The following is a 25,090-nucleotide window of genomic DNA, read 5'->3' as shown; positions in this document are numbered from 1 at the left end:
CGCTTGATCGGCGGCACGCGGCGATGAGCACCGAGGCTCGAAAACCGCCGGCCCAGATCGCGCTGAAGATCAGGCGCATCCTGGGCGGCAAGGCAGGCTGGAACGGCGTCGCCGTCCAGTTTGCCTTTGCGGCGATCCTGGGCTGGATCGGTTATGAGATCGTCTCCAACGCCCGCGCCAACCTCGAAAACCAGCACATTGCCGCCGGCTTCGGCTTCCTCAGGAACAATGCCGGCTTCGACGTCAACCAGACCCTGATCCCCTACACCGGCTCGGACACGTTCCTGCGCGTGTTCGTGGTCGGGCTCTTGAACACGCTCGTGGTCTCGGTGGTCGGCATCGTCTTCGCCACCGTGATCGGCTTCGTCGTCGCGCTGTGCCGGCTGTCGCCCAACTGGCTGCTGTCGCGCATCGGCGAGCTCTATGTCGAGATCATCCGCAACCTGCCGCTGCTGTTCCAGATCCTGTTCTGGTACCTGGCGGTGCTCGCGGCGCTGCCAAATCCGCGGCAGAGCATTTCGCTGCTCGGCATCGCCTTCGTCAGCAATCGCGGTCTCGTCATTCCCCGTCCGATCGGCGAGAGCGGGTTCGAGCCGTTCCTGGCGATGCTGGTCCTCGGCATCGTCGCATCGCTGGCCTTGCGCTTCCATGCGCGGCGCGCACTGTTCCAGCGCGGGCAGGTGATCCGCATCTGGCCTTATGTGCTGGCCCTGCTGTTCGGACTGCCGCTGGTCACGATGCTGGTGTTCGGGCTGCCCTTCACCTTCGAGCTGCCGCAGCTCAAGGGTTTCAATTTCGCCGGCGGCTCGCGCATCATCCCTGAGTTCGTGGCGCTGACGGTCGCCTTGTCGACCTATACCGCAGCCTTCATCGCCGAGATCGTGCGCGCCGGCATCCTGTCCGTGCACAAGGGACAGATGGAGGCGGGGGCCTCGCTGGGCTTGAGCCGCGGCACCACGCTCCGGCTGATCGTCGTGCCGCAGGCGATGCGCGTCATCGTGCCGCCGCTGACCAACCAGTATCTCAATCTCACCAAGAACTCCTCGCTTGCCGTTGCCATCGGCTATCCTGACCTGGTGTCGGTGTTCGCCGGCACGTCGCTGAGCCAGACCGGGCAGGCGATCGAGATCATCGCCATGACGATGGGCGTCTATCTCTTGATCTCGCTCGTCACCAGCGCCGTCATGAGCGTCTACGGTTGGCGCGTCAGCCGGAGTCTGGGCGCATGACCGACATCACCTCGTCCACCTTCGTCCGCCAGAACCTGCTCACCGAGCGTCCCGCGCCGGTGAAGACCACGGGCTTCGTCGGCCTGATGCGCACGCGCCTGTTCAACTCGCCGACCAACATTCTGCTCACGATCGTGGGCGCCTTGCTGCTCTGGTTCACCATCATTCCCTCGGTCAGGTTCCTGCTGGTCGATGCGGTCTGGGCCGGCAAGGATCGCACGGCCTGCCTGACCGAGAATGCCGGATTTGCGGTCGGCGCCTGCTGGCCTTACATCCAGGCCAAGCTGCCGCAACTGATCTACGGCTTCTACCCCGAGGCCGAGCGCTGGCGGGTCAACCTCACGCTCTTCCTGGCGGCGGCTCTGCTGGTGCCGCTGCTCGTTCCGCGCCTGCCGTCGAAAGGGCTGAACGCCGGCCTGTTCTTCTTCGCCTTTCCGGTGGTCGCATTCTTCCTGCTGCGCGGCGGCGGCATCGCCGGCTTCGGCCTGAGCTGGACGGCCGGCCTCCTGCAATTGTTCGACGACAGCATCATCGGGGCAGGGCAGGCCCTGCTCAATCTCAGCAAGACGTCGGCCATCGCCCCTCTGCTATGGGTCATTGGCAACTTCGTCGTGCTGGTCGGCACGGCGATCTACTGGCTGATCTTTCCGCTGACCTGGCTGCGCGATCAGCTCCAGGGCACGGGCCAGTCGGTCTGGGTCGATTTCGCCATCACCGCCGTGATCGTCTCGCTGATCGCCTTTGTCCTCGGCGGCGGCGTACGTACCGGCTGGCGCGCGCTCGCATCGAGCACTGTCACCTTCGTCGCCATCGCGATCGTGATCAAGCTGATGGGGCTCGATCATGGCGGGCTGCCGATCGTGGAGACAAGCCTGTGGGGCGGCCTGCTGGTGACGCTGGTGGTCTCCGTCACCGGCATCGTCACCTCGCTGCCGATCGGCATCGCGCTGGCGCTCGGCCGCCGCTCCACCATTCCGCTGATCCGGATCTTCTCGATCGCCTTCATCGAGTTCTGGCGCGGCGTGCCGCTGATCACCGTGCTGTTCTTCGCGACCTATATGCTGCCCTTGTTCCTGCCCGGCAATTTCACGGTCGACGGCCTGGTGCGCGCGCTGATCGGCATCGCGCTGTTCACGGGGGCCTATCAGGCCGAGAACGTCCGCGGCGGGCTCGCTGCGATCCCGCGCGGGCAGGGCGAGGCCGCGGCCGCCCTGGGGCTGTCCTGGTGGAAGACGACCTCGCTGATCGTGCTGCCGCAGGCGCTGCGCCACGTCATTCCGAACCTCGTCAACAGCTTCATCTCGCTGTTCAAGGACACCTCGCTGGTCTCGATCGTGGCGCTGTTCGACCTCCTGGGCTCGCTCAGGGCCTCGTTCTCGGATCCGAAATGGTCGACGCCGTCGACCGCGTTCACGGGCTTTGCCTTCGCGGGGATCATCTATTTTCTGTTCTGCTTCGGAATGTCACGCTACTCGCTGTTCGTCGAGCATCGCCTCAACGCCCACCGCCGCAATTGATCGAGGCCCACCATGTCCGATAGTCCCATCGTCAAGATTTCCGGCCTGAACAAATGGTACGGCGAATTTCACGTGCTGCGCGACATCGACCTCGAGGTGAGGAAGGGCGAGCGCATCGTGATCTGCGGGCCCTCGGGCTCCGGCAAATCCACGCTGATCCGCTGCATCAATGCGCTGGAGGAATTCCAGGAGGGCGAGATCGTCGTCGACGGCATCGAGCTCGGGCCGAACCTCAAGCACATCGACGCCGTGCGCCGCGAGGTCGGCATGGTGTTCCAGAGCTTCAACCTGTTCCCGCATCTGACGGTTCTGGACAATTGCACGCTGGCGCCGATCTGGGTCCGCAACATCCCCAAGAGGGATGCCGAGGCGACCGCGATGAAATTCCTGGAGCGGGTCAAGATCCCGCACCAGGCCAACAAGTTTCCGGGCCAGATGTCCGGCGGCCAGCAGCAGCGCGTCGCGATCGCGCGCGCGCTGACCATGAACCCGAAAGTGATGCTGTTCGACGAGCCGACCTCGGCGCTCGACCCTGAAATGGTCAAGGAGGTGCTCGACACCATGGTGGACCTCGCCGAGGAGGGCATGACCATGCTCGTCGTCACCCACGAGATGGGTTTTGCCCGCGAGGTCGCCAACCGCGTGGTGTTCATGGACGCCGGCCAGATCATCGAGGCCAACACCCCGAACGAGTTCTTTGCCGCCCCCCAGCACGCCCGCACAAAACTGTTCCTGAGCCAGATTCTGCGGTGAGGACCTGCAATCCGGAGGCCTTGCCGGCCTAACCGACCCACCAGCTTCGCACCATGCGAATCAGCTTGCCTCTTTTCGGACCATCCTCCGGAGAGAGACCTTGCAGAGCAGTGTCGGCGCGCGCGCATACCAGAATGCGCGATTGGAAAAGAAGCTGAGGAAGCAGGCGGACGCCGTCATGTCCTTCGCGATTGAGGCGCTCGGGCAGGGCAGATTTGACGAGGTCGAGATGCTCTGCCGCGAGATCTTGAAAGAGGTTCCGGATCATTTCCACGCCACGCACCTGCTCGGCCTGCGCGCGTTCGAGGGGCGGCGGCTCGATGACGCGCAATTCCTGCTCGAGCGCGCAGTTGCGCTCGATCCGCGTTCGCCCGATGCCCATGGCAATCTCGGCGCCGTGTATTTCGATCTCCAGAAATTCAAGGACGCCCGCGCATGCCAGGAGAAGGCCATTGCGCTGAAGCCGAATTGTCCGGTCACCCTCACCAATCTCGGCAATACGCTGCTGCACATGGGCCTCGGCGAAGAGGCGATCGGACTGCACGAGCGCGCGATCAGGCTGAAGCCGGACTATGCCGATGCATTTTGCAATCGTGGCATGGCAGAACTGATGATCGGCAAGTTCGAGCGCGCCAGGGAGAGTTTCGATCGCACCCTGGCGTTTCAGCCGGGTCATGCGGAAGCGATCGCCGGCAAGGGAATGGTGAGCCTCGAATTCCGGCACTTCGAGGCAGCGGAGGCCGCCCTCGACACAGCGCTCGCGCTCAAGCCAGGTTCACCGCGGATTCTGGTGCAGCGCGGACGGCTCAATCTCACTCTGTCCCGGCTGCAGCAGGCGGCAGAGGATTTCGACGCCGCGCTGGAGCTATCGCCGCGGAACGAGCTCGCGCTGTGCTGGAGGGCGCAAGTCGACATCCTCGTGAGGAACACGGTACGGGCCATTGCGGGCGTCAAGACCCTGCTCGAGATCAATCCGCAATCCGAGGCGGGGATGGCGCTTCTGGCCGCCTGCTATGTCAACCAGGGAGACATCGCGACGGCGCTCGAGCATCTCGACGCGGCGCTGGCGATCGCGCCGGACTTTCCGGAGGCCATCGGGTACAAGATCTTCGTGCTGGATTATCTGCCGGAGGCCGATTTCGTGGTCCAGCAGGCGGCACGGAAATATTGGTGGGATCAGATCGGCGCCAAACTTCCGCAAAGGACGCTGTCGCCGCGCAAGCTCGATCCGGACAGACAGATCGTGGTCGGATATGTCGCTTCCGAATTCAGGCAGCATTCGGCGGCGTACTCCCTGTTGCCGGTGATGCGCCATCATGATCACGCCAAGTTCAAGATCGTCTGCTATTCCTGCTGGCCGTTGCAGGATGGGATGACCGAGAAGTTCAAGGCTTGCGCAGACGTCTGGGTCGAGGCCGCGCAGTTTTCGGACGACGAACTGGCCGATCGTATCCAGGCCGACGGGATCGATGTCCTGATCGACGTGTCCGGACATACGACCGGCAGCAGGCTCCATGTCTTCGCCCGCAAGCCGGCCCCAATCCAGGTCACGGGCTTCGGGCACGCCACAGGTACGGGCCTTCAGACCATGGACTACGTGCTCGCGGATCCGATCTTCATTCCGCAATCGGCGCGCCATCTGCTGGCCGAAAAGGTCTATGACCTGCCGAGCCTGATCACGATCGATCCCATCCTGGATATACCGCCGTCGGAGCTTCCCATGCTCCGCAACGGCTATGTGACCTTCGGCGTGTTCAACCGCATCTTCAAGATCTCGGACGAGGCCATCCGGGTGTGGTCGAAAGTGATGTGCGAGGTGACGGGATCGAAGATCATCATCAAGAACGGGCTGCTCGACGATCCATTGCTGCGCGACCGCCTGATCGCACGGTTCGTGGCACAGGGCATTGCCGAGGAGAGCGTCATCTGCATGGGCTCGACCTCGCGCGCCGACCATCTGCGGGCCTTTGCGAATGTCGACATTTCGCTCGATACGTTCCCGCAAAACGGCGGCATCAGCACCTGGGAATCCCTCTATGCGGGCGTTCCGGTCGTCGCCAAGCTCGGCAACGGCTCCTCGGCGCGCGCTGGCGGCTCCATCGTGGCAGCCGTCGGCCTCGGCGACTGGGTCGCGGAGGATGACGAGGGCTATGCCGCGATCGCGTGCAAATTTGCCGCCCAGCCCGCCCATCTGACGAAGCTGCGCGCGGATTTGCCGGCTCAGATCGCCAATTCACCCGCCGGCAATGTCGAGATCTACACGCGCGAGGTCGAAGCGGGTTATCGCCAGTTCTGGCGCGACTACTGCGCCGCGGCCTCGGAAACCCGCGACGTGGCGTAGGCAGGTCAGCCGCGCCGAACCTGGACGTCCAAGGCCTGAGATGATCGACGTCAGCTTTTCATGGTGCGTGCCCGAAGCTGTTCCCGCGCCAGATCCTGCCCTGAGCCCCGGGAAATCCCGGATGCGTTGCCGCTCCGGCTGACCGGCCGGCTTCGGCCGCGAATCAGTTAGACTCTCACCAAGGCCATCCTCCGGAGAGCAACCTTGCAGAGCAGCGGCGGCGCGCGCGCATTCCAGAACGCGCGATTGCAGAAGAAATTGATGAAGCAGGCGGATGCCGTCATCTCCGCTGCGGCCGCCGCCTACGGCCAGGGCAGATATGCCGAGACGGAGGCGCTATGCCGTGAGATCCTCAAAGCGCTTCCGGATCATGTCGACGCCATGCACCTGCTCGGCATGTGCGCGCATGACGGCCGCCGCCTGGAGGAGGCGCAACAGCTGCTCGAGCGCGTGATTGCGCTCGATCCGCGCCTGCACGATGCCCATAACAACCTCGCGACCGTGCATTTCGACCTCGGCAATTTCGAGGAGGCGCGGCGGTGCCAGGAGAGGGCCATTGCGCTAAAGCCGAATTTCGCGGTGGCGCTGACCAATCTCGGCAATACGCTGATGCATCTGGGGCAGTACGGACAGGCGCTCGAGCTGCACGAGCGCGCCATCAAGTTGAAGCCGGATTATGCCGATGCGTTCTGCAATCGCGGCATGGTCGAGATCTTGCTCGGACAGGTCGAGCGCGCCAATGAAAGCTTCGATCGCGCCCTGCTGTTTCAGCCGCGTCACGCGGAGGCCATCGTCGGCAAGGGCATGGTCAGCGTGGAGCTGCGGCACCACGACGAGGCGGCAGCCAAGCTCGCTATGGCGCTCGCGATCAAGCCCGGCTCGCCGAGGATCCTGGCCCAGCGTGGGCGGCTCAGTTACGAGTTGCAGCGCCTGGAGCCGGCGCTTGCGGATTTCGAGGCGGCGCTTGCGATCTCGCCCAAGCTCGAACTGGCTCTCCGGGGCAAGGCTCAGGCCTGTCTCGTGATGGGAAGGACCGCGCAGGCGATGGCCGCCGCAACGGCCTTGATCGAGCAAAATCCGCGCTCAGAGATGGGGCTGGCGCTGATGGGCTTCGCGTATTCGAACCAGGGAGAGATGGACGCCGCGATCGAATATCTCGATCGCGCGCTGGCGATCCGGCCGGACTATGGGGACGCGATCAGGGGAAAGATCTTCTTGCAGGACTACCGCGCCGAGGCCGATTTCGCGCTCCAGCAGGCGGTGCGGCGAGATTGGTGGGACTTGATCGGCTCCAAGCTGCCGCGACGGAAGCTGCCGCAGCGGCCGCTCGATCCGGAAAAGCGGATTGTCGTCGGCTATGTCGCTGCCGAATTCCGGCAACACTCGGCGGCGCTCACTCTTCTGCCGGTGTTGCGCCATCATGATCACGCCAGATTCGAGATCATCTGCTATTACTCTTGGCCGGGAGAGGACGAGTACACCGCGCGGTTCAAGGAACTGGCGGACGTCTGGGTCAACGCCTGGCAGCTTTCGGACGACGAACTCGCCGATCGCATTCAGGCCGACAACGTCGACATCCTGATCGACGTATCGGGCCACACAACCGGCAACAGGCTGCAGGTCTTCGCGCGGAAGCCGGCCCCGATCCAGGCCACGGGCTTCGGACACGCGACCGGCACGGGCATGCAGACCATGGACTATGTGCTCGCGGATCCCATTTTCATTCCACCATCGGTCCGGCACTTGTTTGCCGAAAAAATCCACGATCTGCCGTGCCTGATCACGATGGAGCCCGTTTCGGACCTGCCGGCTTCCGAGCTGCCGATGCTCCGCAACGGCTACGTCACCTTCGGCGTGTTCAACCGCATCTACAAGATATCGGACGATGCGATCCGTACGTGGTCGCGCTTGATGCGGGAACTGCCGAGATCGCGGATCATCCTCAAGCATGGTTTGCTCGATGACCAGTTGCTGCGCGATAGCCTGGTCGCACGCTTCGTGGCGCAGGGCATTGCCGAGGAGAACATCACCTGCCTGGGCACCACCTCGCGCAACGATCACCTGCTGGCCTTTGGCAAGGTCGATATTTCCCTGGATACGTTCCCGCAAAATGGCGGCATCAGCACCTGGGAGTCGCTCTACACGGGTGTTCCCGTGGTGGCCAAGCTCGGCAACGGTGCCTCCTCGCGCGCCGGCGCCTCCATCGTGGCCGCTGTCGGTCTCGGCGATTGGGTCGCCGAGGATGACGAGGGTTATATCGAGATCGCCCGGAAATTTGCGACGCAGCCCGCTCATCTGGCGAAGTTGCGCGCCGAGTTGCCGGCTCAGATCGCGGCCTCGCCCGCCGGCAATGTTGAGATCTACACGCGTGAGCTCGAAGCGGGTTATCGCCAGTTCTGGCGCGACTATTGTGCGACCGCCTCGGAAAGCGACAACGCTGCGTAGGCAGGTCGGGCGCACCAGGCGGTTCCTGAGTCAGCTCCTGCGTTGAGCCGCGGGATATGCCTGAGCTGTTGCCGGTCCCGCTGACCGGCCGGGCAGGCACACGAATCAGCTAGACTCTTGCCGGGCCATCTCCGGAGAGACACCTTGCAGAGCAGCGCCGGTGCGCGCGCATTCCAGAATGCGCGATTGCAGAAGAAATTGAAGAAGCAGGCTGACGCCGTCATCTCCGCCGCGGCGAGCGCCTATGGCCAGGGCAGATACGGGGAGACCGAGGCGCTCTGCCGCCAGATCCTGCAAGCTGTTCCGGATCATTTCGACGCCACGCACCTGCTCGGCCTGTCTGTGCAACAGGGCGGGCGCCTGGAGGAGGCGCAACAGCTGCTCGAGCGCGCGGTCGCGATCGATCCGCGTTCGCACGAGGCCTACAACAATCTCGCGGCTGTGCACTTCGTCCTTCAGAAATCTGAGGCCGCCCGCGCCTGTCAGGAGAAGGCGATCGCGCTGAAGCCGAATTTTCCGCCGGCTCTGACCGGCCTCGGCAATACCTTGCTCCACATGAACCTGCCCGAACAGGCCATCGAGCTGTACGATCGCGCGATCAGGCTGAAGCCCGACCATGCCGATGCGCTCTGCAATCGTGGCATGGCCGAGCTGGCGCTGGGCCGGTTTGACCGCGCCAGGCAAAGTTTCGATCGCGCGCTGTTGTTTCAACCGCGTCACGCCGAAGCGTTCGTCGGCAAAGGCGTGGCCAGTATTGAGCTCAAGCACTACGACGAGGCGGAAGCCGCGCTCGCAGCGGCGCTCGCGATCAGGCCCGGTGCGGCGAAGATCCTGGCGCATCGCGGACGGCTCAACCTTGCGCTATCGCGGCCGGAGCAGGCGGCAGCGGATTTCGATGCCGCGCTTGCGCTTTCGCCCAAGCTCGAGGTGGCCTTGCGGGGAAAGGCGGAAGTTTCGCTCAGCATGGGGAATACGGCGCAGGCGATCCTGGCCTGCAAGACGTTGCTCGAGGAAAATCCACGCTCCGCGATCGCATTGGCGCTGCTGAGCGCCTGCTTTGCAAACCAGGGAGAGATCGAAGCCGCGATCGAACATCTCGACGCGGCGTTGGCAATCTCGCCGGATTTGGACTTGATCGCGCGGAAGATCCACTTTCTGGACTTTCTCTCGGATGCCGATTTCGCGGTTCAGCAGGCCGCGCGAAAATATTGGGGTGAAACGATCGGCGTCAGAGTGCCGCAAAGGAAGCTCCCACCCCGGCAGCTCGATCCCGACAGGCGGATCGTGATCGGCTATGTCGCTGCCGAGTTCTGGTACCACTCGGCGGCGTTCGGCCTGTTGCCGGTGCTCCGCCATCACGATCACGCCAAGTTCGAGATCGTCTGCTATTCGTGTTCGCCGTTGCGGGATGAGATGACCGCCCAATTCAAGTCGATGGCGGACGTCTGGGTCGACGCCTGGCAGCTTTCGGACGACGAACTGGCCGATCGTATTCAGGCCGACAAGGTCGATATCCTGATCGATGTGTCCGGGCATTCGACCGGCAACCGGCTCCCTGTCTTCGCCCGGAAGCCGGCTCCGATCCAGGTCACGGGTTTTGGCCACGCCACCGGTACCGGCCTTCAGACCATGGACTACGTGCTCGCGGATCCGATCTTCATTCCGGAATCGGCGCGCCATTTGCTTGCCGAAGAGGTCCATGACCTGCCGTGCCTGATCACGACCGATCCCATCCTGGATGTGCCGCCCTCGGAGCTTCCGATGCTCCGCAACGGCTATGTGACCTTCGGCGTCTTCAACCGCATCTCGAAGATCTCGGACGAGGCCATCCGGGTGTGGTCGAAAGTGATGCGAGAGGTGACCGGATCGAAGATCATCATCAAGCATACCCTGCTTGACGATCCATTGCTGCGTCACCGCCTGGTCGCGCGGTTCGTGGCGCAGGGCATTGCCGTAGAGAGCGTCATCTGCATGGGCTCGACACCGCGCCACGAGCATCTGTCGGCCTTTGCCGACGTCGACATATCCCTCGATACGTTCCCGCAAAATGGCGGCGTCAGCACCTGGGAATCCCTCTATGCGGGCGTTCCGGTCGTCGCCAAGCTCGGCAACGGAGCCTCCTCGCGCGCCGGTGCCTCCATCGTGACTGCCGTCGGCCTTGGCGACTGGGTCGCCGAGGATGACGAGGGCTATCTCGAGATCGCTCGCAAATTCGCGACGCAGCCCGCTCATCTGGCGAAGTTGCGCGCGGAGTTGCCGGCCCGGATCGCGGCCTCGCCGGCCGGTAACGTCGAACTCTACACGCGCAGGGTCGAGGCGGGTTACCGCCAGTTCTGGCGCGACTATTGTGCTTCGGCGCCGAAAGACGGTGAGGGCGCTTGATCCCGCCGACGGGGGCGGAAGCCGCGTGTCGCAAGGGGCCGCCGTCCGATCCGGCGTTGACGGCCTGAAGCTAGACGAACGGCGGCTTGATGTTGCTGCGCTTCTCCAGCCATTCCGGCACCGGAAGGTTCTTGGCGCGCATGAAGTCCGCGTTGAACAGTTTCGACTGATAGCGGCTGCCGGAATCGCAGAGCACGGTGACGATGGTCTTGCCGGGGCCGAGCTGCTTGGCGAGGCGTATCGCGCCGGCGATGTTGATGCCGGTTGAGCCGCCGAGGCACAGGCCCTCGTGCTGGAGCAGGTCGTAGATCTCCGTGACGGCGTCGGTGTCGGGAATGAGATAGGCGTCATCGACCTTCGCGCTCTCGACGATCGCGGTCGCCCGGTTGAGGCCGATACCCTCGGTGATCGAACCGCCCGGCGTCGCCTTGGCTTCGCCGGTCCTGAAATACTCGAACATGCCCGCACCATGCGGGTCGGCGCAGGCGATCCGGATGTTCTTGTTCTTTTCCTTCAGAAAGCGGCTGACGCCGGCGAGCGTGCCGCCGCTGCCGACCGAGCAGACGAACCCGTCGACCTTGCCGCCGGTCTGCTCCCAGATCTCCGGCCCCGTGGACTCGTAATGCGCTTTCGCGTTGTCGAGATTGTTCCACTGGTCGGCGAACAGCACGCCATTGGGCTCGGTCTTGCGCAGCTCGTCGGCGAGCCGGCGGCCGACATGCTGATAGCTGTTGGGATTGGCGTAAGGAAGGGCCGGCACCTCGATCAGCTCGGCGCCGCACAGCTTGAGAAAGTCCTTCTTCTCCTGGCTCTGCGTCTCCGGGATCACGATCAGCGTGCGGTAGCCGCGGGCACTCGCCACGACCGCAAGCCCGATGCCGGTATTGCCGGCGGTTGCTTCCACCACGAGACCGCCGGGCTTGAGCTCGCCGCGCTTCTCGGCTTCCAGGATCATCCACTTGCCGGCGCGGTCCTTCACCGACTGGCCGGGATTCATGAACTCGGCCTTGCCCAGAATGGTGCAGCCGGTCGCCTCCGAGGCGCGCTTGAGCTTGATCAGCGGGGTGTTGCCGATGGCTTCGACAACGTCGTTTCGAATGGTCATCTCAGGGGGAAATCACTGGCAAGGGGTTGATCAGGTTGAGCAGAACCTAGTGCCTGGGAAGCCAAAGGGAAAGGCTTTTGCGCTGCGGCGAAACCGGTGGAAGTGATCGCTCAGGCAGGCATATTTCGGGGGAATGATTTGTCGGACAACTGTCAGGGTATGGAAGATAATGGTCGTCGCGGCCAACCTTCGCGCCTGATCTCCGCCGGGCGCGGGATGGGGGATGACGCATCTGCACAACCGCTGCGTATTCCTTCTCGATCGTTGACGGCTTGGTGACAACGGCTCGCCGCGCTTTGAGGCGGAGCTAAAGCCGCATAGAGCTTGTTGCCGGCCAATGCGCAGCCGGATCAAACGGATCCGTGCGGGTGTGGCGGCAATATCACATGAAATCTTGGTAAGCTTGAATCCGCTTCGCGACCGCATGAAAATACGAGAAGTCTCTGCAAGACAGTCACATCTTGCACTTTCGTGGCGCGGATATCGACGCGTCCGGGCCGCCATCTCGCACCTGCGGGACTGTCCCGCTGTTCCGCGCCCGGCTAGTATGAATCTCAAGGTTCCGCTGAAAGCATCGCCTGTGAACGAGTTGCAGAACGCCCCCCGACTGTCCTGCCGCGAATCGGTTAATCCGGCTGTGCGGTGGCGGCTCGATCTGCCCGGCGGGGGGTGGATGTGACACGGCATGTTCCGGCGATCGTCAGGCGGCGGTCTCTAGGTTCTGCGTCCCGGACGCATCACGCGGCGCGCTGGCTTGCGGTGCTGTGCCTCGCCGCCAGTTCAGGCGCTTGCGTGCTGACGCAGGATCTTCCGGATCCTGCGCTCGATGTTCCCACACAGTACAAATACGCCGGGAAGGGGGATGCGCCGCCGTCGCTGGATTGGTGGCGCGGCTTCCGTTCCACCGAGCTGACGCAACTGATGGAGGAGGCGCAGACCGTCAACCTCGACATCGCCGCCGCCGTCTCACGCATCGTCCAGGCGGACGCCCAGGCGCGGCAGGCAGGCGCGGCGCTGCTGCCGAGCCTGTCGGGCACTGGTCAGGAGACCTATTCGCGCACCTCCGGTTCATCAGCCTCGGGGCTCACCAATGGCGGCCGCGAGGTCGTCAATTACCAGGCCTCGCTCAGCGCGAGCTACCAGCTCGATTTCTGGGGCCAGAACCGCGACGCGCTCCAGACGGCGGAAGAGACGGCGAACGCCAATCGTTTCGATCGCGACGTCGTCGCGCTGACGACGCTGGCGGGCGTCGCCAATGCCTACTTCCAGGTGCTGGCCTCGCAGGATCGCATCAGGACCTCACAGCGCAACATCGCGAGCGCGCAGCGCATCCTCGATGCCGTCAAGGAGCGCCGCAAGGCCGGCACCGGCACCGATCTCGACGTCGCCCAGCAGGAGAGCGTGCTCGCCAACCAGAAGGCCCTGGTGCCGCCGCTGCGCCAGACACTCGATCAGAACGTCAACGCGCTCGCCGTGCTGGTGTCGCGCCCGCCCGAAAGCGTGCGCGTGCTCGGCGGCTCCCTGGACCGGATCGCGATCCCGCGCGTGACGCCCGGCCTGCCGTCAGAGCTGCTGACCCAGCGGCCGGATATTCGCCGGCAGGAGGCGCAGCTTGCGTCTGCGACCGCGAACATCGGCAATGCCCGCGCGCAGTTCTTTCCGACCATCCAGCTCACCGGCAATGGCGGCTATCAAAGCTCGGCGCTGGTCTCGCTGTTCCAGCCGCATGCGGCCTTCTTCCAGCTCGTCGGCAGTGCCACGCAGCCGATCTTCGACGGCGGCAAGATCCTCGGCAATTTCGAATTTGCCAAGGCGCGGCAGGACGAACTGCTCCAGACCTATCGCAAGACCATCGTGCAGGCCTTTACCGACGTCGACAATGCGCTGTTCTCGATCAAGCAGACCACCATCAAGCTGCAATTGCAGCGCGATGTCGTCACCGCCTCGCGGCGCGCGTTCGATCTGTCGGAGCAGCAATTGCGCGCCGGCACCGCCGACATCGTGACCGTGCTCAACACCCAGCTGACCCTGTTCCAGGCGGAAGACGCGCTGTCGCAGGCCCAACTCGCAAGGCTTCTCGCCATCGTCAGCCTGTACCAGGCGCTCGGCGGCGGCTGGGAGCCGCGCATGGAGAAACCGGTCAATGCTCTTTAAGCCGGATAAGAAGGATGACGCGAAGGCGGGGACGGTGAGGAAATCGTCGCGCGGCGGCTTCATCTTGACTCTGGTCACGCTCGCGATCCTCGGCGGCCTCGGCTATGTCGGCTGGACCGTGTGGCATCAGCAGCCGCAGCAGGCGAACGGCCGCAACCAGCGGCCCGACCTGCCGGTGCCGGTGCTGGCGGCAACGCCTCGCATTCAGGACGTCCCGGTCTATCTCGACGGCGTCGGCGCGATCCGCGCGCTCAACACCGTGACCGTGCGCTCGCAGGTCGACGGCAAACTGATCGCGGTCAATTTCACCGAAGGCCAGGACGTCAAGAAGGGCGACGTGGTCGGTGAGATCGATCCCGCGCTCTATCAGGCGACGTACGATCAGGCGGTCGCCAAGAAGGCGCAGGACCAGGCGCAGCTCGCCAACCAGCGCATTGACCTCACCCGTTATGAGCAGCTCGCCGCTTCCAACGCCGGCTCCAAGCAGCAGGCCGACACCCAGCGCGCGCTGGTCGCGCAGACCGAGGCGCTGGTCAAGGCCGACCAGGCTGCGATCGACAATGCGGCGGCGACGCTGAGCTACACCAAGATCGTTGCGCCGATCTCTGGGCGCGCCGGCCTGCGCCAGGTCGACCAGGGCAACATCATCCACGCGTCCGACACCACCGGTCTCGTGGTGATCACGCAGTTGCAGCCGATCGCGGTGTGGTTCAGCCTGCCGCAGCAGCAGATCATGCGGGTCAACGCGGCCGCCGCCAAGGGCGCGCTCGCGGTCGACGTGTTCGGCAATGACGGCGTCACCGTGATCGACACCGGCAAGCTGACCGGCATCGACAACCAGGTCGACCAGACCACCGGCACGCTCAAGCTCAAGGCCGAGTTCCCCAACGCGAGTTACCAGCTCTGGCCGGGCCAGTTCGTCAACGTCCGCCTCAAGGTCGAGACCTTGATGCAGGCGCTGGTGGTGCCGACATCGGCGGTCCAGCGCGGTCCGATCGGCACCTTCAGCTATGTCATCGGCGAAGACAACGTCGTCGCGGCCAAGCCCGTGACGGTGACGCAGCAGAACGAGCATGACGCGGTGATCGCCAGCGGCCTGTCGCCGAACGACCGCGTCGTGACGACAGGCTTTGCCAATCTGTCGGACGGCTCCAAGGTCGTGGTCGGACGCGACGACCAGACGCCGTCGGCCGACCTCGCGCCGCGCAAGCGCTCGCGCGGGCCGGACGCTCAGAAAAAGGATGGCGCCAAGGACGGACAGAAGGACGTACAGAAGGACGGGCAAGGCAAGGACGGCGAACTTCGCGCCAAGCGGAACAGCAGCGAGGGCGACCAGAAGGGACAGACCGGGCCGGCACCGGGGCCGGGGGCATCGGGAAGTGGAGCCAAGCAGCCATGATCCCGACAACAGCCGCCTGAGCGGCAGGCGCATCCCATGGGTGTCTCCGAACCCTTCATCCGCCGTCCCATCGCGACCTCGCTGCTCGGCATCGCGCTGCTGATCGGCGGGCTGCTGGGCTATTTCTCGCTTCCGGTCTCGGCGCTGCCGCAGGTCGACTTTCCGACTGTGCAGGTGACGACGCAACTGCCGGGCGCCAGCCCCGATGTGATCGCCTCGCTGATCACCGCGCCGCTGGAGCGGCAGCTCGGCCAGATCCCGTCGCTGTCGGCGATGAACTCGACGAGCTCGTTCGGCGTCAGCCAGATCTCGCTCCAGTTCGACCTCAACCGCGACATCGACGGCGCGACCCAGGACGTGCAGGCCGCGATCAATGCGGCCGCCGGCGTGCTGCCCAAGACGCTGCCTTATCCGCCAACCTACGCCAAGGTGAACCCGGCGGATGCGCCTGTCATGACGCTGGCGCTGCGTTCGGACACGATCTCGCTGCGCGCGATGAGCGACATCGCCGATACGCTTCTGGCGCAACGTTTGAGCCAGATCTCGGGCGTCGGGCGCGTCTCCGTGCTCGGCGGGCTGAAGCCGGCCGTGCGCATCCAGGCGGATCTCGCGCGGCTGGCGGCCTATGGCATCGCCATGGAAGACCTGCGCACTGCGATCGCCAATGCCAACGTCTCCGGGCCGAAGGGCTCGCTCGATGGCGCGCAGCAATCCTACATCATCGCCGCGAACGACCAGATCGCCGCCGCCGATGCCTACAAGCCTGTTATCATCGCCTACCGCAACGGCTCGCCGGTCACGATCGCCGACGTCGCGCAGATCGTCGATGGTCTGGAGAACGACCGCACCGGCGGCTGGTACCAGGGCACGCCGGCCGTCATCATCGACATCCAGCGCCAGCCCGGCGCCAATGTCATCGACGTCGTCAGCCAGATCCGCGCCGAAATTCCGAAGGTCCAGCGTGCCATTCCGGCCGGCGTGAACCTCACCATCGTCTCCGACCGCACCGTCACCATCCGCGCCTCGGTGCGCGATGTGCAGTTCACGCTGATCCTCAGCGTCGTGCTGGTGACGCTGGTGGTGCTGTTGTTCCTGCGCTCGCTCAGGGCCACGCTGATCGCCGGGGTGGCGTTGCCGCTATCGCTGATCACGAGCTTCGGCATCATGTATTTTGCCGGCTTCAGCCTCGACAATCTGTCGCTGATGGCGCTGACGATCGGCACCGGTTTCGTGGTCGACGACGCCATCGTGATGATCGAGAACATCGTCCGCCACATGGAGAACGGCGACGGCCCGATGGAGGCCTCGCTGAAAGGCGCCAGCGAAATCGGCTTCACGGTGATCTCGCTGACGGTATCGCTGATTGCGGTGTTCATCCCGCTCTTGTTCATGTCGGGCCTCGTCGGGCGCATGTTCCGCGAATTCGCGCTGACGCTGACGATCGCGGTCGTGACCTCGGCAGTGGTCTCGCTGACGCTGACGCCGATGATGTGCTCGCGCCTGCTGAGGCACGCCCATGAGGAACTGGCGGTGCCGGGCCTCGCCGCCATCAGCCGCTTCATCGACCGCACCGTCGAGTTCTATCATCGCACGCTGCTCTGGGTTCTGGAGCGCCAGCGCGCCACGCTGGTCGTGACCTTCGCCACGCTGATCGCTACCCTCGTTCTCTACGTCGTGGCGCCAAAAGGCTTCCTGCCGCTTCAGGACACCGCCTCGATCACGGCGGTGACGGAAGCCGGACCCGACGTCTCGTTCGCGGAGATGCAGAAGCGGCAGGCCGAGGCGGCCGACGCCATCAAGGCCGATCCTGACGTGGTCGGCGTCGTCTCGGTGATCGGCGCCGGCTCGGTCAATCCGACCACCAATGTCGGCCGTCTCGTCATGACCTTGAAACCGCGCGGCGAGCGGCGCGACGACGTCAGCGTGGTCGTGACCCGGCTGAAGACGAGGGTGGCGGGCATCCCCGGCATGACCGTCTATTTCCAGCCGGTGCAGGACGTGCAGATCTCGACCCAGTCGAGCCGCTCGCAATACCAGTACACGCTGACCGGCACGGATGCGGCGCTGGTGTCGGAATGGGCGCGCAAGCTGGTTGCGGAAATGCGGCGCGATCCCTTGTTCCGCGACGTCTCCTCGGAGGCGCAGGAAGGCGGCTTGCGGGCGCAGCTCGAAGTCGACCGCACCCGCGCCGGCCAGCTCGGCGTGAGCCTGCAAGGAATCACCGACACGCTGAACGATGCCTTTGCACAGCGGCAGATCTCGACCATCTACGGCCAGGCCAACCAGTACCGAGTGGTGCTGGAGGCGCTGCCGATGTACCAGCGCGATCCCTCAATCCTGTCGAAGCTCTATCTGCCGGGCGCCGCGAGCGCCATCGTCGGCGCGCCCAACGCCCAGGTGCCGCTGTCGGCGGTGGCGACGCTGAAGCGCACCACCGCGCCGCTTGCGATCTCGCATCAGGCGCAATTCCCGGCGATCTCGCTCAGCTTCAACCTCGCGCCGGGCGCGGCCCTCGGCGATGCCGTCCAAGCGGTGAAGACGATCGAGACCCGGATCGAAATGCCCAACAGCATCGTCGGGGTCTATGCGGGTGATGCCGCCGAATTCGCCAAGGCACTCGCCGGCCAGCCCTGGCTGCTGCTCGCCGCCGTCATCACGATCTACATCGTGCTCGGCGTGCTCTACGAGAGCTACATCCACCCGATTACCATCCTGTCGACGCTGCCCTCGGCCGGCGTCGGCGCGATCCTGGCGCTGGTCCTGTTTGGACAGGATCTCTCGGTCATCGGCCTGATCGGCATCATCCTGCTGATGGGCATCGTCAAGAAGAACGCGATCATGATGATCGACTTCGCGCTCGAGGCCGAGCGCGGGCAGGGGATGTCGCCGAACGACGCGATCGTACAGGCCTGCCTCTTGCGTTTCCGCCCGATCATGATGACGACGCTGGCCGCGCTGTTCGGCGCGCTGCCGCTGGCGATCGAGAGCGGCACCGGCGCCGAGCTGCGCTTTCCGCTCGGCATCTCCATCATCGGCGGCCTGCTGCTGAGCCAGCTCCTGACGCTCTACACCACGCCAGTGATCTACCTCGCGCTCGACCGCATCAACCGCCGCCTCGAGCAGGCGCTGCCGCCGGCCGAATCCGGCGGCCCGCCGGTCGCGGGCGCGACCGAGGGGATGCAATGATGGCATCGATCTCGGAGCCCTTCATCCGCCGCCCGGTCGCGACCACGCTGCTGTCGATCGGGTTGTTCCTGCTGGGTGTCGTCGCCTACGAGTTCCTGCCCGTCGCCTCGGTCCCGAACGTCGACTTTCCCGCCATCTTCGTCTCGGCGAGCCGGCCCGGCGCCGACCCTTCCGTGATGGCGGCGACCGTGGCCTCGCCGCTGGAGCGGCGGCTCGGTGAGATATCAGGCATCAACCAGATCACCTCGACGTCGTCGCTCGGCGTTACCAACATCCAGCTCCAGTTCGACATCGGCCGCAACATCGACAAGGCCGCACGTGACGTGCAGGCCGCGATCAACGCCGCGCTGGTAGACCTGCCGAGCGATCTGCCGACCCTGCCGCGCTTCCGGAAAGCGAACACGGCCGGCGCGCCCGTCTTCGTGCTGGCGCTGACCTCGAAGACATTGTCCGCCAGTGCGATCTACGACGTCGCCGATACGGTGCTGGCGCAGCGCATCTCGCAGGTGCCCGGCGTCGGCGACGTGACGGTCAGCGGCGCCGACCAGCCGGCCGTGCGGGTGCAGCTCAATCCCGTTGCGCTGTCGAACGCCGGCATCGCCACCGACGACGTGCGGACCGCAATCGTCAACGCCAATCCGCTTGGTCCCGTCGGCATCTTCAACGGCGAGCGCCAGAGCGAGACGCTGTCGCTGAACAAGCAGATGCGCACGGCGAAAGAGTTCCGCGACATCGTCATCAAGAGCTCCAACGGCAATTTCGTCCGGCTCTCCGACGTCGCCGACATCGAGGACTCCGTCCGCAACGCCCGCTCGATCGCCTGGTTCAACAAGCAGCCGGCGGTGCTGATCCAGATCACCAAGCAGGGCGATGCCAACGTCATCGACACCGTCGACCGCGTGAAAGCGCTGATCCCCGAGCTGAAGCAATGGATCCCGGCCGGCGTGGACATTTCCACCCTGGTCGATCGCACCAGCACGATCCGCGCCAGCGTCCGGGACATGCAGTGGACGCTGCTGGCAACCGCCATCCTCGTGATGGTCGTCGTGTTCGTGTTCCTGCGGCGGCTGACGCCGACGATCGCCGCCGGCATCTCGGTGCCGCTGGCGCTGGCCGGCACCTGCGCCGGGATGTGGGTCGCGGGCTTCTCGATCGACAATCTGTCGCTGATGGCGCTTGCCATCTCCGTCGGCTTCGTGGTCGACGACGCCATCGTCATGATCGAGAACATGTTCCGCAATCTCGAACATGGCATGCGGCCGTTCCAGGCGGCGCTGGAGGGCGCCAAGCAGATCGGCTTCACCGTGGTGTCGATCAGCCTGTCGTTGATCGCCGCCTTCACGCCGCTGATCTTCATGGACGGCATCGTCGGCCGGCTGCTGCGCGAATTCTCCCTGACGCTCACCTTCGCGATCCTGGTCTCGACGCTGGTCTCGCTGACCGTGACGCCGATGATCTGCGCCCATTACATCCGGCAGACCACCTCCGGCACCGCGACCCTGTTCGATCGCCTGATCGAGGGCTCGCTGTCGCGCATCGTCGCCTTCTACACCCGCACCCTGCGCACCGTGCTGGAATATCCGCTGCTGACGCTGCTGGTGTTCTTCGCCACCATCGGTCTCACGGTGACGCTCTACATCAAGGTGCCCAAGGGCTATTTCCCGACCGACGATTCCGGCTTCGTCATCGGAGCGACGCGGGCCTCGGCCGACATCTCGTTCCAGTCCATGCTCGGCCTCCAGCAGCGGCTCGCCGACATCGTGATGCAGGATCCGGCCGTGGCCGGCATCGGCTCGACCGTCGGCAGCGGAGGCGGGGGCCCGGGGGCGGCGACCTCGAACCGCGGCACCATGTTCATCAGCCTGAAGCCGCCGGAGGAACGCGACCACGTCTCGACACAGGTCGTGATCGACCGTCTCAGGCGCGCGCTGTTCCCGGTGCCCGGCATCCGCCTCTTCATGTTCGCCGCCCAGGACGTGCGCGCCGGCGGACGGCAGAGCGATTCCGACTACCAGTACACGCTCTCCTCGACCGATCTCGACCTGTTGCAGAAATGGGCGCCGATCGTCGCCAAGCGAATGGAGAGCGTCGAAGGCATCACGGACATTTCCAGCGATCGCGATCCCGGCGGGCTTCAGCTTACGCTCAGCATCGACCGCCAGAAGGCCTCCGCGCTCGGCGTCAGGGTGCAGGACATCGACAACGCGCTGAACAACGCGTTCTCGCAGCGGCAGATCTCGATCATCTACACCCAGCGCAACCAGTACATGACCGTGCTGGAGATCGACCCGAAATTCCAGGTCGATCCCTCCAACCTCGAGCGCATCTATGTCGCTGGCTCCGGCGACGTGCAGGTACCGCTGTCGGCCGTGGTACGCGCGACGCGCGGCCTTGCCGCGCTCGCGGTCTATCATTCGCAGTCGTTCCCTTCGACCACGGTGTCGTTCAACCTCTTGCCCGACGTGCCGCTCCAGGCCGCGACGCAGAACATCCAGCGCGCGGTGGAGGAGCTGCACATGCCGGAAGGCATCCGCGGCAGTTTTGACGGCAATGCCGGCGATTTCGCCAGGACCAGCGGCCGCCAGCCGCTGCTGATCCTCGGCGCGCTGGTGGCGATGTATATCGTGCTCGGCGTGCTCTATGAGAGCCTCGCCCATCCGCTCACGATCATCTCGACGCTGCCCTCGGCCGGCCTCGGCGCGCTGCTGGCCTTGCAGATCACCAATACGCCGCTGACGGTGATCGCCTTCGTCGGCATCATCCTCTTGATCGGCATCGTCAAGAAGAACGGCATCATGATGGTCGACTTCGCGCTCGACGCCGAGCGCCAGCGCGGCCTGTCCTCGGCGGAGGCGATCTTCGAGGCCTGCCAGGCGCGGTTCCGCCCCATCCTGATGACGACGATGGCGGCGCTGTTCGCCGGCCTTCCGCTGGTCGTCGCGACCGGGCCCGGCACCGAGCTCCGCCGTCCGCTCGGCATCACCATCATCGGCGGCCTGTTCGTCTCGCAGATCCTGACGCTCTACACCACGCCCGTGATCTACCTGCTGATCGACCGCCTGCGCCGCCGCTCCGCGCCGCGTCCGCTGGCCACACCGGCGGAATAGGTTGTTGAACCACACTGCAAAGCGTATAGCGGCGGCCATGTCGAACCTCACTGCCGCCGCGCCGGCCGACCCGATCCCCGAATGCCCGCACTGTCAGAAGCCGATGCCGCTGTGCATCTGCGACAGTGTCACGCCCGTTGAGAATCGCCTTGGCCTCCTGATCCTCCAGCACCCGCAGGAGCAGGACAGGGCGCTCGGCACCGCGCGGTTGACCGCGAAGCACTTCCCCAAGGCCGTGGTGCGCGTCGGCCTGTCCTGGCCGAGCCTCTCCAAGGCGCTCGGGCAGCCGGTCGAGAATGCCTCCCACTGGGCGGTGCTCTATCTCGGCTCGGCCCGTGCGGCCGATCTCGAGGCCGAGGGCGAGATCGTGGCGCTGACCCGCAAGGGCGAGGTCGCCGAGAACCAGCGCGCGATCCTCGGCAAGCTCGAAGGAATCGTGCTGCTCGACGGGACCTGGAGCCAGGCCAAGGCGCTGTGGTGGCGCAATCCCTGGATGCTGAAATGCCAGCGCGTGATCCTCAACCCGTCGCGTCCCTCGCGCTACGGGCGCCTGCGCAAGGAGCCGCGCAAGGACGGGCTGTCGACCATCGAGGCGGCCGCGACGATCCTGGCCGGTCTCGAACGGCGCCCCGACATCGCCGAGACGCTGCATGCGAGCTTCGAGCGGATGCTGACGCGCTATCGCGAGGTGCAGGCGGAGATGCCCGAGCTGGCGCCCAAGCCGGTGGTCAAGGACCGCCGGCGCGGTGTCCGGCGGGGCAAGCGAGCCTGACTTCGCTCCACATCGGAAGAGGGGCCGTCGCCACCAAAGTCGGACGAAGGCGGTTGCCTAAGCTATTGATCCCCTATATTGGTCCGGCCTTACGGGGCCACGTGGCGGAGTGGTTACGCAACGGTCTGCAAAACCGTGTACACCAGTTCAATTCTGGTCGTGGCCTCCATCACAAGCTTCTGATTTTTCAGCGAAAATCAAATTCAGCGCCGGTTCCGCCGATGCCGCGCGCCGCCGACTGCCGGGGTGAGGCGGGACGCTGCCACCGGGTTTGCCCGGGGCTTGGCGGGAACCAGCGATTCAGGCCCGATGGCATAGACTTCGCATCTGCGAAGTGATGCATCACGAACCCTGAAAGCTGGAGAGCACGTGAACGACGTCGTCCGATTTGTCCCGAAATCCGAGCTGGAGCGGGCTCGCCTCATCCGCGAGGCGCGCGCGATCTATGACAGCATCTTTCCGCCGGCCGCACCCGACCGGGTGCCGCAGGACGGCGAGGAGCGCGTCAAGAATTGATCGTGGCCGCGCCGGGTCCCGGCGCGTGGCGATGCCGAACCGCCCAGCAGGCGGGCGCATCCGTTCACGGTGAAGCCGGCCTCAGCAGGCCGCGTACCAGCCGTCCGGAAACGGCAGGATGGGCCAGGCGCCCTCGTTGTCATTGGCGGCTTTGGGCGTTGCGTCGAAGCTCCACGAGCGGGGCACGAATTCCTCCTCCGGCGCGGGCGCAAGATCGTCATGGATCATGGCGTCGCGGACGGCATCCAGCAGCAAGTTGAATTCGGCTTCGCTCATCACACCCTCCGGAACGCGGATGGCGCAATGTCGCAAAGCCGGTTTGTTTCCCGATTGAGCCGATCGCTCGCATTTTAACGATCCGGCGATCGGGTCCCGTATGGTTAGCGATTCCTGAAAAATCCCCGCCGGAACTTAGGCATCCGGGCCGGCCGCCAGTGTGAATGAGATCACATTCTCGGCGGTTTATTTCTCCTACCCCTTCGCACACCGGCCAACGCGGGCCGGGGCGGGCAGGGCAGACGGGAGACTTCGTCATGAAGGCAAGGTTCTTGCGGTTTGCGGGTGTGAAGAGCCGGGCGCGGCGCGCCTCGACGGTCGGGCTGTTCCTGACGCTGTTTGCCTCCGCAGCTCACGCCCAGCAGGGAACGCCCGAGCAGCGCCGGGCCTGCACCCCCGACGTCTACCGGCTCTGCGCCGGCGAAATCCCCAATGTCCGCGCCATCACGGCCTGCCTGCGCCGTAACCGGCCAAGCTTGAGCGAGGCTTGCCGCACCCTGTTCGATCAGGCCGGCGGCTGACATACCGGGTCTGTGAGTTTGTGCGCAGCAAGTGGCTCGTGCGGGCTCGCGAATCCGGCATAGTCACCCTGTGGATATGCTGCGGACAGACTGTGGAGGGCGGTGATCTATTTCGGATGTCGCACGTAGATACGTCCGTAATGCGTCATATCTCTGTCAAACAAACCAACCGAATGATTTCCTGATCGTGCAGACCACGGCGTGATACGAGATCATTTGGTTCTCCCGAATTCGGAATCCCATATCGCCGCGCCCAAAGCCTTCGAACAGTTTTTGTGCAGCGGCTTGCCCAAATCGCGGGCCCCCACCGTCCAATTTTTTGTACGCCCGCGGACAAGCTTTCCCCGGCGCACTCCCCCTAGGCTCGCTCCCGAGATCTGGAACATGGCCAGTGCCATGACAATTCGAAGGAGCTGGAGATGGAGAGACGGGTATTGCCCCAGGCGCGGGGATCAGCGCACGCATCGACGCCGTGGCGCAAGCTCGCGCTCGGCGCCACCATCGCTTTCGGCCTCGTCGTCGCGACCCCGCTGAGCGCGCAGGCCGCAGCGCCCGCCGCCTGCGCCGCGCTCCAGGAGAAATATCCGGACTGGAAGGGCAAGACGCTCGTCAACGCCATCAACCCGCACACGCCGGGCTATGAGACGATCGATCCGAAGGACCCGAGCAAATATATCGGTTTCGACATCGATCTCGGCGAAGCCATCGGCGAATGCCTCGGCTTCAAGCTGACCTACAAGCCGGTGACGTTCGCGGCACTCCTCACCACGCTCGCCGCAGGACAAGCCGACATCGTCATCTCCGACATCTACGCCACCAAGGAGCGCGCCAAGGCCGCCGACTTCATCACCTATTCAAAGGTGTTCGACGGCGTGCTGGTCGCCAAGGGCAATCCGAAGGGCATCAACGGCATCAACATGTCGATGTGCGGCGCGGCTGCCGCCGAAAACACCGGCTATGTCGAGGTGCCCTTGATCCAGGCCCTGATGCCGGAGTGCAAGAAGGCCGGCAAGCCCGAGCCGACCGTCCAGCTCTACGACAACAACGCCAACTGCATCCAGGCAATCCTCGCCGGCCGCGCCGACACCTATGTCAACGACGTCAACACCGTCGACAGCGCGGTGAAGGCCTATCCGGACAAGCTCGAGAAGGCGATCGCGGTGACGATCCCGTATTCGGTCGGCATCGCCGTTCCCAAGGACAAGCCGAAATTCCGCGACGCCGTGCTCGCCGCGCTGATCGAGGTACAGAAGGCCGGCACGCATATGGAGCTTCTGAAGAAGCATGGGCTCGACGTGAACAACTTCAAGGAGCCGGACATCCTGACGGCCGACTAGAGCAGCGGGCAGCCGCTGCAGACTTCACCTCTCCCCGGCGGGGAGGGGTG

General features: G+C 64.8%; 16 protein-coding genes and 1 tRNA gene. 15 read left to right on the top strand and 2 right to left on the bottom strand.

Annotated features, from left to right (window positions below; all coding sequences use genetic code 11):
• Positions 1–23 precede the first annotated feature (23 nt).
• The 6 genes from BM118_RS03195 (at position 24) to BM118_RS03170 (ending at position 10,667) form a co-directional block, all read left to right on the top strand.
• The gene (locus tag BM118_RS03195) at positions 24–1,229 is read left to right on the top strand and encodes an amino acid ABC transporter permease (RefSeq protein ID WP_092182113.1); all 1,206 of its coding nucleotides are present in this window, start codon (positions 24–26) and stop codon (positions 1,227–1,229) included.
• On the top strand, positions 1,226–2,746 hold the full coding sequence (locus BM118_RS03190) for an amino acid ABC transporter permease (protein WP_092182110.1): 1,521 nt from the start codon (positions 1,226–1,228) through the stop codon (positions 2,744–2,746). The genes BM118_RS03195 and BM118_RS03190 overlap by 4 nt, the downstream gene beginning before the upstream one ends.
• A 12-nt stretch (positions 2,747–2,758) precedes the next feature.
• On the top strand, positions 2,759–3,499 hold the full coding sequence (locus tag BM118_RS03185; protein WP_092182106.1) for an amino acid ABC transporter ATP-binding protein: 741 nt from the start codon (positions 2,759–2,761) through the stop codon (positions 3,497–3,499).
• A 100-nt stretch (positions 3,500–3,599) separates the two neighbouring features.
• Positions 3,600–5,840, top strand: a complete 2,241-nt coding sequence (locus tag BM118_RS03180; RefSeq protein ID WP_177233980.1) for a tetratricopeptide repeat protein — start codon at positions 3,600–3,602, stop codon at positions 5,838–5,840.
• A gap of 204 nt (positions 5,841–6,044) precedes the next feature.
• The gene (locus BM118_RS03175) at positions 6,045–8,285 is read left to right on the top strand and encodes an O-linked N-acetylglucosamine transferase, SPINDLY family protein (RefSeq protein ID WP_177233979.1); all 2,241 of its coding nucleotides are present in this window, start codon (positions 6,045–6,047) and stop codon (positions 8,283–8,285) included.
• A 144-nt stretch (positions 8,286–8,429) separates the two neighbouring features.
• Positions 8,430–10,667 carry an O-linked N-acetylglucosamine transferase, SPINDLY family protein gene (locus BM118_RS03170; RefSeq protein WP_177233978.1) on the top strand — a complete coding sequence of 746 codons (2,238 nt, stop codon included), beginning with the start codon at positions 8,430–8,432 and terminating at the stop codon, positions 10,665–10,667.
• Between the two features lie 70 nt (positions 10,668–10,737).
• Here the strand turns inward: BM118_RS03170 and BM118_RS03165 are convergent, their stop codons facing one another.
• Positions 10,738–11,772 (bottom strand): cysteine synthase A, encoded by a 1,035-nt coding sequence (locus tag BM118_RS03165; protein WP_092182103.1) that lies wholly within the window; start codon positions 11,770–11,772, stop codon positions 10,738–10,740.
• A gap of 669 nt (positions 11,773–12,441) precedes the next feature.
• Here BM118_RS03165 and BM118_RS03155 point away from each other — a divergent pair.
• The 7 genes from BM118_RS03155 (at position 12,442) to BM118_RS41125 (ending at position 22,906) form a co-directional block, all read left to right on the top strand.
• A complete protein-coding gene (locus BM118_RS03155; protein WP_092182100.1) occupies positions 12,442–13,926 on the top strand; it encodes an efflux transporter outer membrane subunit in 1,485 nt (494 codons plus the stop codon).
• Positions 13,916–15,325 carry an efflux RND transporter periplasmic adaptor subunit gene (locus BM118_RS03150; protein ID WP_092182098.1) on the top strand — a complete coding sequence of 470 codons (1,410 nt, stop codon included), beginning with the start codon at positions 13,916–13,918 and terminating at the stop codon, positions 15,323–15,325. Before BM118_RS03155 ends, BM118_RS03150 begins: the two co-directional genes overlap by 11 nt.
• Before the next feature lie 36 nt (positions 15,326–15,361).
• A complete protein-coding gene (locus tag BM118_RS03145; RefSeq protein WP_092182095.1) occupies positions 15,362–18,511 on the top strand; it encodes an efflux RND transporter permease subunit in 3,150 nt (1,049 codons plus the stop codon).
• Positions 18,511–21,618 (top strand): efflux RND transporter permease subunit, encoded by a 3,108-nt coding sequence (locus BM118_RS03140; RefSeq protein ID WP_092182092.1) that lies wholly within the window; start codon positions 18,511–18,513, stop codon positions 21,616–21,618. Before BM118_RS03145 ends, BM118_RS03140 begins: the two co-directional genes overlap by 1 nt.
• 37 nt (positions 21,619–21,655) lie before the next feature.
• The gene (locus BM118_RS03135; RefSeq protein WP_092182088.1) at positions 21,656–22,390 is read left to right on the top strand and encodes a tRNA-uridine aminocarboxypropyltransferase; all 735 of its coding nucleotides are present in this window, start codon (positions 21,656–21,658) and stop codon (positions 22,388–22,390) included.
• Positions 22,391–22,485: 95 nt separating this feature from the next.
• Positions 22,486–22,559 (top strand) — tRNA-Cys (locus tag BM118_RS03130).
• Positions 22,560–22,759: 200 nt separating this feature from the next.
• The gene (locus BM118_RS41125; protein ID WP_177233977.1) at positions 22,760–22,906 is read left to right on the top strand and encodes a hypothetical protein; all 147 of its coding nucleotides are present in this window, start codon (positions 22,760–22,762) and stop codon (positions 22,904–22,906) included.
• A gap of 81 nt (positions 22,907–22,987) precedes the next feature.
• Here the strand turns inward: BM118_RS41125 and BM118_RS03120 are convergent, their stop codons facing one another.
• The gene (locus tag BM118_RS03120; RefSeq protein WP_092182081.1) at positions 22,988–23,182 is read right to left on the bottom strand and encodes a hypothetical protein; all 195 of its coding nucleotides are present in this window, start codon (positions 23,180–23,182) and stop codon (positions 22,988–22,990) included.
• Positions 23,183–23,439: 257 nt separating this feature from the next.
• Here BM118_RS03120 and BM118_RS03115 point away from each other — a divergent pair, with 257 nt between their 5' ends.
• Both BM118_RS03115 and BM118_RS03110 read left to right on the top strand, forming a co-directional pair.
• Positions 23,440–23,703 carry a hypothetical protein gene (locus BM118_RS03115; protein WP_092182078.1) on the top strand — a complete coding sequence of 88 codons (264 nt, stop codon included), beginning with the start codon at positions 23,440–23,442 and terminating at the stop codon, positions 23,701–23,703.
• Between the two features lie 419 nt (positions 23,704–24,122).
• Complete coding sequence (locus tag BM118_RS03110; RefSeq protein ID WP_092182075.1) at positions 24,123–25,040, top strand: ABC transporter substrate-binding protein; 918 nt, start codon at positions 24,123–24,125, stop codon at positions 25,038–25,040.
• Positions 25,041–25,090 lie beyond the last annotated feature (50 nt).

Source organism: Bradyrhizobium sp. cf659 (genome assembly GCF_900113725.1).
Lineage (GTDB): Bacteria > Pseudomonadota > Alphaproteobacteria > Rhizobiales > Xanthobacteraceae > Bradyrhizobium.
This window is presented reverse-complemented; position numbering and strand designations above follow the sequence as displayed.

What these genes read in the sequence shown, in the direction of transcription:
- BM118_RS03195 (WP_092182113.1), top strand. Translation starts at nt 24, where the DNA reads ATGAGCACCGAGGCTCGAAAACCGCCGGCCCAGATCGCGCTGAAGATC.
- BM118_RS03190 (WP_092182110.1), top strand. Translation starts at nt 1,226, where the DNA reads ATGACCGACATCACCTCGTCCACCTTCGTCCGCCAGAACCTGCTCACC.
- BM118_RS03185 (WP_092182106.1), top strand. Translation starts at nt 2,759, where the DNA reads ATGTCCGATAGTCCCATCGTCAAGATTTCCGGCCTGAACAAATGGTAC.
- BM118_RS03165 (WP_092182103.1), bottom strand. Translation starts at nt 11,772, where the DNA reads ATGACCATTCGAAACGACGTTGTCGAAGCCATCGGCAACACCCCGCTG.
- BM118_RS03150 (WP_092182098.1), top strand. Translation starts at nt 13,916, where the DNA reads ATGCTCTTTAAGCCGGATAAGAAGGATGACGCGAAGGCGGGGACGGTG.
- BM118_RS03145 (WP_092182095.1), top strand. Translation starts at nt 15,362, where the DNA reads ATGGGTGTCTCCGAACCCTTCATCCGCCGTCCCATCGCGACCTCGCTG.
- BM118_RS03140 (WP_092182092.1), top strand. Translation starts at nt 18,511, where the DNA reads ATGGCATCGATCTCGGAGCCCTTCATCCGCCGCCCGGTCGCGACCACG.
- BM118_RS03135 (WP_092182088.1), top strand. Translation starts at nt 21,656, where the DNA reads ATGTCGAACCTCACTGCCGCCGCGCCGGCCGACCCGATCCCCGAATGC.
- BM118_RS03120 (WP_092182081.1), bottom strand. Translation starts at nt 23,182, where the DNA reads ATGAGCGAAGCCGAATTCAACTTGCTGCTGGATGCCGTCCGCGACGCC.
- BM118_RS03115 (WP_092182078.1), top strand. Translation starts at nt 23,440, where the DNA reads ATGAAGGCAAGGTTCTTGCGGTTTGCGGGTGTGAAGAGCCGGGCGCGG.
- BM118_RS03110 (WP_092182075.1), top strand. Translation starts at nt 24,123, where the DNA reads ATGGAGAGACGGGTATTGCCCCAGGCGCGGGGATCAGCGCACGCATCG.